General features: G+C 48.5%; 15 protein-coding genes. 9 read left to right on the forward strand and 6 right to left on the reverse strand.

Annotated elements, in window-relative coordinates; translation table 11 throughout:
• Positions 1 to 39 precede the first annotated feature (39 nt).
• Positions 40 to 1,056, forward strand: coding sequence for a dipeptidase (locus D1627_RS09400; protein WP_119432002.1), 1,017 nt, complete (start codon positions 40 to 42; stop codon positions 1,054 to 1,056).
• 464 nt (positions 1,057 to 1,520) lie between these two features.
• Positions 1,521 to 2,180, forward strand: coding sequence for a hypothetical protein (locus D1627_RS09410; protein WP_119432004.1), 660 nt, complete (start codon positions 1,521 to 1,523; stop codon positions 2,178 to 2,180).
• Positions 2,181 to 2,206: 26 nt separating this feature from the next.
• On the opposite strand, the gene D1627_RS09415 is transcribed toward D1627_RS09410, so the two are convergent.
• The 4 genes from D1627_RS09415 to D1627_RS09430 form a co-directional block, all read right to left on the reverse strand.
• On the reverse strand, positions 2,207 to 2,782 hold the full coding sequence (locus D1627_RS09415; RefSeq protein ID WP_119432005.1) for a DUF4142 domain-containing protein: 576 nt from the start codon (positions 2,780 to 2,782) through the stop codon (positions 2,207 to 2,209).
• Between the two features lie 121 nt (positions 2,783 to 2,903).
• On the reverse strand, positions 2,904 to 5,216 hold the full coding sequence (locus D1627_RS09420; RefSeq protein WP_119432006.1) for a M20/M25/M40 family metallo-hydrolase: 2,313 nt from the start codon (positions 5,214 to 5,216) through the stop codon (positions 2,904 to 2,906).
• 131 nt (positions 5,217 to 5,347) lie between these two features.
• Positions 5,348 to 6,130, reverse strand: coding sequence for a TerC family protein (locus tag D1627_RS09425; protein WP_119432007.1), 783 nt, complete (start codon positions 6,128 to 6,130; stop codon positions 5,348 to 5,350).
• 121 nt (positions 6,131 to 6,251) lie between these two features.
• Positions 6,252 to 6,749 carry a YajQ family cyclic di-GMP-binding protein gene (locus tag D1627_RS09430; RefSeq protein ID WP_119432008.1) on the reverse strand — a complete coding sequence of 166 codons (498 nt, stop codon included), beginning with the start codon at positions 6,747 to 6,749 and terminating at the stop codon, positions 6,252 to 6,254.
• Between the two features lie 272 nt (positions 6,750 to 7,021).
• On the opposite strand from D1627_RS09430, the gene D1627_RS09435 reads away from it, so the two are divergent.
• Entirely contained in the window at positions 7,022 to 7,456 is a 435-nt protein-coding gene (locus D1627_RS09435; protein ID WP_119432009.1) for a GNAT family N-acetyltransferase, read from the forward strand.
• 18 nt (positions 7,457 to 7,474) lie between these two features.
• Positions 7,475 to 8,029 (forward strand): lipocalin family protein, encoded by a 555-nt coding sequence (locus D1627_RS09440; RefSeq protein WP_119432010.1) that lies wholly within the window; start codon positions 7,475 to 7,477, stop codon positions 8,027 to 8,029.
• 111 nt (positions 8,030 to 8,140) lie between these two features.
• Here the strand turns inward: D1627_RS09440 and D1627_RS09445 are convergent, their stop codons facing one another.
• Complete coding sequence (locus tag D1627_RS09445; RefSeq protein WP_119432011.1) at positions 8,141 to 8,743, reverse strand: short chain dehydrogenase; 603 nt, start codon at positions 8,741 to 8,743, stop codon at positions 8,141 to 8,143.
• 469 nt (positions 8,744 to 9,212) lie between these two features.
• Here D1627_RS09445 and D1627_RS09450 point away from each other — a divergent pair, with 469 nt between their 5' ends.
• Positions 9,213 to 9,626 carry a hypothetical protein gene (locus D1627_RS09450; RefSeq protein WP_119432012.1) on the forward strand — a complete coding sequence of 138 codons (414 nt, stop codon included), beginning with the start codon at positions 9,213 to 9,215 and terminating at the stop codon, positions 9,624 to 9,626.
• 158 nt (positions 9,627 to 9,784) lie between these two features.
• Here the strand turns inward: D1627_RS09450 and D1627_RS09455 are convergent, their stop codons facing one another.
• On the reverse strand, positions 9,785 to 9,970 hold the full coding sequence (locus tag D1627_RS09455; protein ID WP_119432013.1) for a hypothetical protein: 186 nt from the start codon (positions 9,968 to 9,970) through the stop codon (positions 9,785 to 9,787).
• A 136-nt stretch (positions 9,971 to 10,106) separates the two neighbouring features.
• Here D1627_RS09455 and D1627_RS18335 point away from each other — a divergent pair, with 136 nt between their 5' ends.
• From D1627_RS18335 to D1627_RS09470, 4 genes are all read left to right on the forward strand, one after another.
• Positions 10,107 to 10,259 (forward strand): hypothetical protein, encoded by a 153-nt coding sequence (locus D1627_RS18335; protein WP_158607165.1) that lies wholly within the window; start codon positions 10,107 to 10,109, stop codon positions 10,257 to 10,259.
• Between the two features lie 85 nt (positions 10,260 to 10,344).
• Complete coding sequence (locus tag D1627_RS09460) at positions 10,345 to 10,812, forward strand: DUF1801 domain-containing protein (RefSeq protein WP_119432014.1); 468 nt, start codon at positions 10,345 to 10,347, stop codon at positions 10,810 to 10,812.
• A gap of 162 nt (positions 10,813 to 10,974) precedes the next feature.
• Entirely contained in the window at positions 10,975 to 11,238 is a 264-nt protein-coding gene (locus D1627_RS09465; protein WP_119432514.1) for a hypothetical protein, read from the forward strand.
• Positions 11,239 to 11,405: 167 nt separating this feature from the next.
• Positions 11,406 to 12,056, forward strand: coding sequence for a hypothetical protein (locus tag D1627_RS09470; RefSeq protein WP_119432015.1), 651 nt, complete (start codon positions 11,406 to 11,408; stop codon positions 12,054 to 12,056).
• Positions 12,057 to 12,208: the final 152 nt, after the last annotated feature.

Here is a 12,208-nt window from a genome sequence, read left to right on the forward strand (position 1 = left end):
GGTTTGCCGTATCTTTCTCAGAAGTAAACCTGATTTTTTATGAGCCTACCTACAAACCTAAGCCTTCCTGTTATAGATCTGCATTGTGACCTGCTGGTATATCTCACCGATGTGCCAAACGCAGACATGAACAAGTTGGAAGACATTGGTTGTGCCGTGCCAAGCCTGGCCGAGGGCAATATTAAGCTTCAGGTAATGGCAATTTACTCCGCTGTGGGCACAGGCAGCACACGTTACGCTGAATTACAGCGGGACATGTTTCGGCGCCTGGCCGACGACCAAACCAACTGCCTGACTGCCGTAACCAATGCCGCCAAGCTAGCCGAGGTGATGCAGCAGCCCGGCGGGGTTGGCATGGTAGCGGCCATTGAGAACGCCGCTGGTTTCTGCGAGGAGCATGAGCCGCTGGAAGATGGCTTTAAGCGCCTTGAGAAGATGATTGAAGTATGCGGCCGCATCTTGTACATCAGCTTTACCCACCATACAGCCAATCGTTTTGGCGGAGGCAACGCCAGCATGCAGGGCATTACCAGAGACGGCAAAATGCTGCTAGATTATCTGCACGGCCGCCGCATCGCCGTGGATTTATCGCATACCAGCGATGCCCTGGCCTTCGACATGCTGGAGCATATAGACCGCGAGAAACTGGACATTCCGCTGATTGCGAGCCACTCAAACTTCAGGCATGTATGGCAGCACGAGCGCAACCTGCCCGATGAGCTGGCTCAGGAGCTTATCCGGCGCAAGGGGCTTATTGGCATGAATTTCTTGCGCAAGTTTGTTCATGCTGAGTTGCCGGAGGAGGCTTTGCTGGAGCACATTGTGTATGGTTTTGCAAACGGTGCTGAAGACGCGCTATGCTTTGGTGCCGATTACTTCTATTTTGCCGACGAGCAGGACCTCAGCCGTTTCCCTTTCTACCATAAGGTGCACGAACAGGCTGGCAGCAGCTATGCCCATATTTTGCATAGCCTTCGGGAGCAACTTACTCCCCGGCAGTTACAGAAACTGGCATATAGCAACGCCCGGCAATTTGTAGAACGCCTCTGGGAATAGGCTGAGATTATTCTACCTCTGTGCACATCCTACTTTTTAATTAACTTCTGGTTTTATACGTAATTATTCCTATATTTAAATTACCAGGATTTGACAAAAGGATAAAGCCTTTGTGCGGAGAATACGGAGACCTGGCATTCACTCAAAAAATTTATATTTATGAAATTTATCGGGTTATTTCTTTTGCTGGCTGGGTTGGTTTCGCTGGTGCTCGAGTTTACGGGCGCTAATCTAGTTGTTCTCAATTGGTTAAGCCAGTTTGGAGAGACCGGCAGTTGGGCTATTCGTATTGGCATAACTGCGCTCGGAGGCATAATTTATTATGTGCGCCGCCATGATGATTAGGCCTTGACTCAAATTTCTATATAGATTGATTGCCATGTGCCGCAAAACTCCGTATACGCAAAATAATACCCGCACAGCACCGTATGGGCCAAAAACCAAAATCTTAAAGCCGTAATGCCATGGACGCTCAGGAATATTCGCCGCACTACGTACAAATAAATGAACTGTATATTGATACAGTTGTGATTGACGATACCGAGTTTATTACGCTTTGGTGTTTTACGGTGCTTGATGATGAGTATAAATTCGTTTACCTGGGCTGTGACTTCTGCCAGTTTAACCAAATACTGATTGCTGCCGGCGAAAAAGGTAAGGAAATGGCGCTACACCTGGCCGAAGTGCTGGATAAGCCTTACGAAACCCCTACCCTCATCCCGATTAAGGAGCAGTTTGATGAGTACCTCGAGCTCACCGGCCACGATATTATTGTGTATGAACCCATGGCTATAGAAGATGGTTTCGAGGAATACGACGAGGAAGACGAAGACCTGCCACTGGAGCAGCTTTTTGGCGGCAGATCAAACAAAACCCACCAGAAATACCTTATCTACCAGCTCGACAAATTGTATCCTTCTAAAGTGTTTGAGCCCGAAAAACGCAGCCAAGAAGACCTTACTGAATGTTTTGAGGATGACTCGCTGGAGCTGGCACAATTATACTACGATTACCTGAATGCCGTGGAGAATGGCTACAGTGAGTGCGAGGCAAGGCAGGTAGCCGGCCTGGACCGCGAACTGTTTTTCCGGATGGCGCGCAAAGCCTCTGAAGCCTGGAAGTAGCCCACCGGGCAACAACACATTCTGTGTTATAACAATGCATCTTCTGCCACGCTAGCAGAGTCCAGTTTGCTAAATGCGTTTATCTCTTCGCGCAGGTGGCTACGCATATCCATTATCCAATCCCGTATTTTCTGATCATCAGCTTTCACCAAGGCCTCTTCATAGCGGTCTAGTTGCGCGTTGTGCGTACTAATGATAAACTCCTGATACCGCAGATCAAACTCCTCGCCTTCCAGCAATTTCATTTCCTGCACCAGGCCCTGATCGGCTCCGGCAAGGCTATCTGGCAATAAGATATTATCCTGTTTACTTACCAACTGCTGCAGTTGCTGCAAGGCTCCGGCATGATATGTTACGGCATCTTGGGCCATTGCTCGCAGTTTAGCGGAGCTAGCCTTTTGCTCAGCCAGTTTGCCCAGCGCCACTTGCAGCATGTTGCTGCTGGCGGCATAATCCCAGAAGGCCGGCTCGTGCAGTAAGGTGCGTGTGCGTGTTTCAGGTATTGCCTCCGCGGTATCCTTTTCAGCAGCAGGTCCCTCGCAAGCCAGCACCAGCAGAAAAATCACACCAAGGATGAAAGAAATCAATTTATCGGTTAACATATATCGGGTGCGTAGTATAGATCTTTTTAACCTATACTATGCATCAGTATACTTAGGTTGAGCTAATCATAAACTTCACCTCAAAGTATAATTCACCCTCCTCAGACTACTAAATAAGGCCTCAGAAAGTATAACTTTTCTGGACAACCGTTAGGTTGCTGTCGCGGCCTGACTCTGCTATAACATGTGCCGGTTTGGCTTGCTTTACAAGTTGCGCAGGCAAGCCAATCACCTGGTCGTAGAGGTAAACAGTGAGCGGTTTTTTGGGTGTAAGGTGTAGCTCCAGATCCACTGTTTTACTGACCGGCAGACCGTGCAGGCGCATAAAGTATACTTCGCCGGTTTCTATGGTGATAGGCTCCAGTTGCAAAGGCTCTCCGGCCACCGATGCCTGCAGCAAGGCACTGGCAGGTTCTGGTTGCAACACAAGTTCCATGTGTGCCGCCCCGCGCTGCGATGTCAGCCGCAACCGAAGTATGCGCTCCGCTCTTATAACCGTATCCTGCAACACCTCGGCTACGGGTGCTGGCAAATTAACAGCCTCTGCTTTGCTTTTCAAGTATGAAATGCCTGCATGCGGATACACCTCCTTGAGCGGCTCTACTACTGGCTCATTGAAAAACTGCTTGTTCCACATGTCAGGTAAAGTATAGGCTGATGCCCAGAAAGCTTGGCCAGTGTCAGCATTAAGGTAATAGGAAACATGGCTGCGAAGCGGCCGTTCCGGGGTTGGCGTTTGGTTGTTGATAGCCAGCATCAGAAACACTATTCCTACAAGCAAGGCAGCAAGTGGCAGCGCCGGCACCTTACCGAAAGTATAACACTGCAGGGCAAACAGAAGCAACGGCAACAGCAGCCCAACCAACAACAGGAACAACACCACCGTACCAAGCGGCATACTCATCCCGAAGGCTAAAAACACGATCTGCACCACCGGGAACACGATAAATATTGCTGGGTCAGCAGCCGCTAATAGTACTAATGCATACTTCCAGCCTTGCTGCTTGTTTAGCTCCAGCAGGAACATAACGAATGCACCTGCCAACGCAAACAGCACCGGGAATAACAGCAGGTACGCAGCTAGCGGCAGCAGCAGGTATAACCCCAGCATCAGAAAGTATAAAAGTATAATTGCGCCCATAAAAATGGACAAGGGATTTACCCAGCGCAGTGCAACCTGTAGCAGCAACAGGGAAAGCCCCAGCGCTAGCAGCAAGTATGCCACAAAGAAAGTATGAGTAGCGTGTAGGCCAAGGTGTGGGTTAAGCACAGGTAATAAGTCCAAAACCAAATTGTTAATCGGGATAAACAGGAGCGCTACCACCACAACCAATACTAAAAAAGCCAGCAAGCCCAACAAAGCCTGTCGCACCGAGAAGACCCGTTTGCGTATGCCAAGAAGGCATGTTGCAACCAGAAGCAAGGTTGTCAGCGCTACCCATACTATGTTTAGGTTGCTACCATAGCTCACCACCCAGTTGCCTGCTGCGTTAAAGAAAACCCTATCGGGTGCCTTGGTTTGCGTGAACTCGGAGCTGTCGAAACGCTTTACCAGCGCAAGCAAGTTGCTGCCGTGTTGCTGTAAGCTGCCTGTATCCAGGTTTTCGGGAGCGTCGGTGGTTTTGTGGTAGTGCACCAGGCCATCAATGAAAGCGGAGTTCAGGCCACTGTAGCCTGCTTCTTTAAACACCGTAAAATCGGTATCGTTGGGCATGCGCTTGTACACCTCGTAAGCCAGCGAGCTGATGAATGGATACGGCGCCGCCTGCGCGTACTGGTCGGCGAGCCAGCCATTGTAAGGGCTTAGCTCAAACGTCATACTTGGTCCGCTGTTTCCGCGCGCCTCCAGGTTCAGGACCAGTGCCACTTCTTTTGCCCATGGGTGTTTTAGAAAAGCCCGCGCGCCATACAGGCCATACTCCTCGCCATCGGTCAGCAACACAATGATATCGTGCCGTAACGGGGCTATAGTTTTAAGCGCTCGGATAGTTTCCAGGATAGCTGCTACTCCGGCTGCATCATCGCCGGCGCCGCGGGCGTTAGGCTGAGAGTCGTAGTGGGCCACTAGTAAAATTGCGCTGCTATCGGGAGTGGTGCCTGGTAACCGGCCCAGCAAGTTATAGACATGCCCCACGCTCGCCATGCCATTACGGCTGTTAACCACAGTGGCTTCCTGCACTTGCGGCTGCAGGCCCAACTGCTGCATCTCCCCGAGCAGGTACTCCCTCACCCTGGCATGCGCTGCGGTGCCCATGGCATGCGGCTCTTGTGCCATTTGGTGCACGTGCTGCATGGCCCGCTCCGCAGAAAAAACAGTAGCACTGGCAGTTGCTGGCACAGGCTTAGGCGGCGACAGCAAGTATAAACTCAGGAGAGCCAGCCCTGTAATGGCCAGAAGTATGAATGCGGCAAGTACCCGGTTTCGGTTTTGCATGAGCGCGAGGTTGTGTCTGTATCTATCCCTACCCTAATGTAACGCTTTTAGGCCGAAGTATAAACAGGGCACAAAAAAGGGGCGGCACCTATAGCAGGCGCCGCCCCTTTTTCAGAGATTCCAGTAATGTATTATACGACCTTTTCCTTTTCGGGGTCCAGTACTTCGTTTTGGCGTAGGTGCACGGGTTTCGTTTTCTTGCGCAGCCGCAGGTTCAGCATCTCTACAAGCAGCGAGAAGAACATGGCAAAATAGATATAGCCCTTCGGGATGTGCTGGTGCAACGACTCTACCACTAGCATAAACCCGATAAGTATAAGAAAGGACAGCGCCAGCATTTTCACGGTTGGGTGCTGGTTCACGAAATCGCTGACATACTTGGCGAATATCAGCATGATGCCCATGGCAAGTATAACCGCAATGATCATAACGCTTACCTCCTGCGCCAAACCTACTGCCGTAAGTATGGAGTCGAAGGAGAAAACGATATCGATGAGCACGATCTGCACTAAGGTTCGGCTTAGCGTAGCGTATACTTTTCCCGCGCCCTCCTCCTCTTCCTCGCCCTCTAGCTTGTTATGGATCTCGGTGGTGCTTTTAGCCAGCAGAAACAAGCCTCCGGCAAAAAGTATGATATCGCGCCACGATACCGGGAAATCGGCTTCGGTAAAGGGCAGGTTTATACTGAACAGCGGCGCGCTGGCCCCCACAATCCAGGAGATGAACAGCAGCAGGATAACACGGAAAATCAATGCCAGTGCCAACCCAATGGTGCGGCCTTTGCTTTGCTGCTCGTGCGGCAGGCGGCCCACCACAATCGAGATAAACACAATGTTGTCGATGCCGAGCACCACTTCCATAAAGGTCAGCGTCAGCAGGCTGATCCATGTATCTGGGTTAGCGAAAATCTCCATACGGATTTAAGATAAATTGTTTGATGGTTAAATTGTTAAATGGCAGCGCAGCCGGCACGCAGTTGTTGCATAGTGCTTGAAGACCTGACCTTCAACAATGCAGCAATTCAACAATTAGGTTTTAGCTTTTCATGTTCACGAACTGCAGCGGCATGCCTATTTCTTCGGATTTACCGCGCAGCAATGCAATTACGCCCTGCAGGTCGTCTATCTTTTTGGCCGTCACCCGGATCATCTCATCCATCATGGCCGCCGATACTTTCAGCTTGCTGTCCTTAATTATTTTCATGATGATCTTGGACGTGTCCTTCTCAATGCCGGCCTTCACCTTGATATCTTTCTTGAGCATCGCCCCAGACTGGTACGCCTCTTTGGAGAAATCGAGGGCGGTAGCATCCAGGCCCTGCTTCACCATTTTACCGATCAGCACGTCTTCGGTATGCTGCACGCGCATTTCGTTTTCCATCGTGATGTTTACGACGTTGTTTTTCTTATCATAGTCCAGGCTGCCTTTGGTGTCGCGGAAGTCGTAGCGGTTCATGATTTCCTTACGCGCCACGTTCACGGCGTTGTCCATGGTTTGTGGGTCTACTTTACTTACAATGTCAAAAGATGCCATAGTTTTTCTTATGCTTTAAAAATTGATTTTACATGTGTTGATACGACAAAGTTATTTTTAATTGTTGATTCTTGCACCGCTGCGTGGTTAAATTGCTACACGGTTACATTGTTAGAGGCTGGCTCTCTTTACAACCCGGAGTTTCCATACTTGGCTGCTACACGAAACAGAGCAACTAGTCACCTAACGAGCCATCAATAATACATGCAGCAGAAAGCATACAACCGTTTAATCATGCAGCAATTAACAATTATCAACCAACGATCAACTCCATGCATATTATAGAACCCGCCACCCCAGAGCAGTTTGAACAGTATTACCGCTTGCGTTACCAAACACTGCGCGCACCCTGGGGCCAGCCCGAAGGCAGCGAGCGCGTAGACGACGACGCCTCCGCCATACATGCCATGCTGGTAAACGAGGCCGGCGAGGCCATTGGCGTGTGCCGCCTGCATCTGAACACACCCCAAGAGGGACAGCTGCGCTTTATGGGCATCCGGGCCGACCAGCAGGGCAAATGCCTCGGAGACCAATTGCTGGCTTACTTAGAGGAGCGCGCGCGCAATTTAGGCGCAACACGCATAATGCTGCAAGCCCGCGACAATGCCGTAAACTTTTACCGCCGCAACGGGTATGAAGTACATGAAAAAACCTACCTGCTGTTCGGCACCATCCAACATTACAGCATGGGCAAGCCGCTGCAGTAGGTACTAACATACCTGAGCATGAATAAAAACACGAAACTATGGCTTGGCGCCGGGGCCTTACTGGCCGGCGCGTTTATACTTAACAGTTGCAACCGCAGCTACGCGCCTCTCCAAACCGTGGGAAGCGTGGACTTGAACAAGTACGAAGGCCGTTGGTATGAGATTGCAGCGCTGCCGCAACGCTATGAGAAAGGGTGCCACTGTGTGTTCGCGGAATATAAAATAAACCCGGATGGCTATGTGGAGGTGCATAACGTGTGCCGCAAGGGTGGCCCTAACGGAAAACTAAAAGAGGTGCAGGGCAAGGGCTTTCCGGTGGAGGGCAGCAACAATAGTAAACTGCGCGTGCAATTCTTCTGGCCATTCCGTGGCGATTACTGGATTCTGGCGCTTGATGAGGCCTATAGCTATGTGCTTGTTGGCTCCCCGGACCGCGAAAGCCTTTGGATACTTGCCCGCTCACCACAGCTAAACCCCCAAACCTATAACCGCCTGCTGCAACTGGCCCAGGAGAAAGGCTTCCCGGTAGAGAAGATGGAGAAAATGGACCAAAGCTGCTACACGGGCAAGTAGCTTGGCTATACAATTTTGCACAAAAGAGCATCAACCGTTAGTATGTATACTTTGGGCTGATGCTCTTCATGTTTCAGGCTCGATTTACTGATGCTTTGGGAATTTAACCTTTTAACTGTATATCCTGATCACCTCTCCGTTAGCCTTACCTATCACGCTTCTAATGTAGGCATTAACCGCTTTCTGCATCGGGATAGGGTTGTGGCCCGGGAAGTAGTCTTTATACTTTTCATACGCATCTTCCACCATCCCTAAGGATACCGCATTCACCCGAATGCCGTTTTCTATCTCTAGCGCAACAGCCTGCACAAAACTATGAATACCGCCGTTTACCATGGCTGCACTTGCCGTTTTAACCACTGGGTCGTCGGCTAATATACCTGTAGAAAGCGTTATTGACCCTTTAGGGTTAAGGTAATACTGCCCAATGCGTACAAGGTTAACCTGCCCCATTAGCTTGCTCTTCAGGCCAATATAATAATCATCTTCCGATAGCTCATTAAATTCAGCCCACCTGGCTTCTCCAGCAATGCTAATAATGGCATCCTGCTTGCCTGTTTTGGTAAACATTGCCTCAATAGAGCTGGTATCGGCTATATCCACGGTTACATCGCCACTTGTTCGCCCGGCTACAAGCACTTCATGGTTTGGAGCAAAGTGGCTGGTTACCTTCTGACCGATGGTTCCATTGCCTCCTATTATCAGTATCTTCATTGTTTATCTCTTATATAAAATGGTTTAAAATCAATCTGTCTGCTTTAGGCTGTTAACTCACAAGGTATAGATGCTTCAAAAACTTACACGGCGTTTAGTTAACAGCAGTCCGTTTTCCTCGCACTTACCACACCAGAAGTAATAGCAGGCTATAACAACGTGTTTTCTCCTGAATTCGAGTTGCTTGAACGCCACTACAGAAATGCCAGGGCATGCAGAGGAAGTGCTTTCTTGGTGCTTTTTGCTATACTAACATTTGCAATTGCATAAGGTTAGACAGCGATTTACTTACGTTAATGGTTAGCCGTAACCTATACCATAAAAGCATATTCATAAATATCAATATATAGAAGAACCTGTGTGATGCAGATAAGTTATTCGCATAAGAGCATGAGTAGGCCCGTCAAGGTTTAGAATATACTTGTAGCTTGTATCTTTACATTTGTAAAGTACACTATACCCAACAATCATGGAAAAGCACCTTGCCCTTTCCGATGCAGCGTTTGAGAGCCAGTTTGAGCACTGCCAGCTGCCACCATCTATTTTCAGCCATGAAGCGCACCTGCGGCTAGCCTGGATTCACATCCGGAAGTATGGTATTACCAAAGCGATAGAAAATGTGCAGGCGCAGCTTCAGAATTTTGTAGCGCACGTAGGCGCAGAGAGCAAGTATAATATGACCCTGACAGTGGCTGCTGTCAAAGCCGTGCATCACTTTATGCGCAAATCCGATGCTGACAATTTCGCAGATTTTGTTGCAGCACTCCCTAGGCTAAAGTATAACTTTAAAGAACTGATGAATTGCCATTACGGAATCGACATTTTCAGCTCCGAAGCAGCCAAAACTGCATTTCTGGAACCAGATTTACTTCCTTTTGAATAAAATTCCGCGCCACAAACCAAACAGCATGCTATACGAAAACAAATATTCTTCTTTTAGCTCTACTTCTCCCAAACACAGCGGCTGTTACGCAGTCCCCGGAACTAAAGCCACTTGTCGGGCTTATAACTAAACTAGAGCTCGGGCTTCAGGGCGTTGGGTTAGGCAATGAAGTGCTTTTCAGCCAGAAATGGTCTGTAAGCCTGAGCGCTGGCTTGGGTGGCGGCTACTCCATCCAAGATGAGGCGTATGCCAATGGTTTCCGTAGCACGCTCATCCTCAACAAGCCCGCTGTTTATTTTCGGTACGAGGTAAAGTATACGTACAACCAAGCCACTAGAGCGCATTAGGGCAAATCAACCATAGATAATACCGGCAATTACATCGCACTCCAGACGAAGTATACCACCAACAGGATTTTTGAAACGGATGACTGGAACGCCTCGGCACACCCTATGAATCGCACACTTTAAGCGAGGTGCATTGGGGCATGCAGCGGCCACTGGGGCAGCAATTGATACTAAAGGCCATCTGGGCTTGGGTTATGCCACTGATTTTGACTTCGATAATAGCCAGGCATATCCGGCGGCGGGGCTGCAGGTGGCGTACGTTATCTCCAGAAACCAGCGGTTTTAGTTTAGCAGTGCTGTCTGATGGTAGGTAAAAATAGTTTTGTATCTTCAGGCAGTTGCCATTAACTATAACCTTAAACCGCTATCTGATGCAATCAACAGCCCTCACCCCCGAGCAGTACATTGCCGAGTTACCCGAAGACCGCCAGCAGGCCATGGCGCAATTAAGGCAAACCATACTTGAGAACTTGCCTGCCGGTTTCGAGGAAACGATGGCTTACGGCATGATCGGTTATGTGGTGCCGCATTCGCTCTACCCTGCAGGTTACCATTGCAAGCCAGCAGAGCCGTTACCGTTTATGAGCATAGCTTCCCAAAAAAACTTCATCGCGGTGTACCACATGGGTATTTATGCGGATGAAGCACTTCTGGGTTGGTTTAAACAGGAGTATGCCAAGCAGGCTACCACTAAATTGGATATGGGGAAAAGCTGCATTCGGTTTAAGAAAACGGGGCATCTACCATTAACGCTCATCGGCGAGCTGGCTGCCAAAGTCACGCCCCAGCAATGGATTGAAACGTATGAGCATCAATTCAAAAGTAAGCCTGCCAGCTAGTTTAACATCATACTTAAATAGCGCCACTCCTTAGCAAACTTATACTTATGCTGCCAGTTGCAGGCTGCCTTACCAGAGGGTTTCTACATAGTTTTGCAAACAATATTTTGGTTTAAGCGTTTTAACCAGGAATACAACATATTATTAAACAAGCATAAAACTATGGAAGCACAAGATTTGAAGAACAAGGTAGACAGCATGAACCCTGATAAGAAAGAAGGAAAAGTAGCAACCGCTATTGAAGAGCAAACCGCTAAAATACCATCCGACGTATTTTTATGGGCAGCCGTTGGCTCAATTGGAGCCTCGCTAGTGCTCAAAATAATGAAGAAAGACGATGAAGCGCTTTTCGTGGGTCAGTGGCCGGCACCATTCCTGCTACTGGGCATATACAATAAGCTGGTAAAACAGCTTGGCCACGATTAATATTGGCGCTTTAGATAATTATAAAAATAACTTAAAGGAGAAAGCAATGCTTTCTCCTTTTTTTATACATTGCACGATTAGAATATTTTCCAGCAGTTGTGCCCGGTTGGTTATTTGGAAATGGAGCTGCTTTAGGTGTGTGAGTTCAACTAAAATAAATATACCCTATGAAAACCTCTCTTTCTATTTGCCTGATGCTAAGCATCTTGCTTTTCTCTGGCTGTGCTGTTTCCAGCACTAACACTGCTAACCTCAACAAGTCTCAAAAGTACTATGTCGGCATTGTAACGTTGGTAGTAAATATAGACCAAGACTTTAGCAAGCTAGATTCCGTTACATATAATAAGTATGTGCGAGGTAAATTTAACAACCTTGAAAACCTGAAATATCGCAAACAGTTGGAGAAAAGCCTGGAGCGAAACCTATCACAGCAAGGGACACAAACACGCGTCATCAAATCTGAGGACTTATTTGAGTTAAACACCGATGTTAGCTACAGTGATTTCCTAGATCAAATTGAATACACTGGCGCGGATGGCATCTTACTGGTAAACCAGCGCAGTTACTGGACAACCGTAAACTCTGCCCAAACCGTAAATTTTGAGTATACCAGTGCCACAACCATAGACACAGAGCCAAACGCAGATTTCCATAGCTACCTAATAGATACTAAAAGCCTACAACCTGTATGGTATGCCAATACATTAGTACAGGGCGTTTCGGCTGGTTACGACACGCTAAATAATTACCTGGCACGGGCGCTTTATCGCAAGCTCCGCAAAGATAAATGCATTATCACAGAGTACGCACTCCGTTAGCCAGTTAAGGCCTCTATTTTAGTATCTAGCTTGTACTGCCGCATGCTGCAAGAACTGCGATGCTCATGCTGATGTCGCTTCAAAAGCCTGTGGCTTAGGCAGGGTATGAGCGTAGCCATTGCTGATCACTAGCAGCACTCAGAAACCTCAGT

The organism is Pontibacter oryzae, assembly GCF_003576375.1.
Classification (GTDB): Bacteria; Bacteroidota; Bacteroidia; order Cytophagales; family Hymenobacteraceae; genus Pontibacter; species Pontibacter oryzae.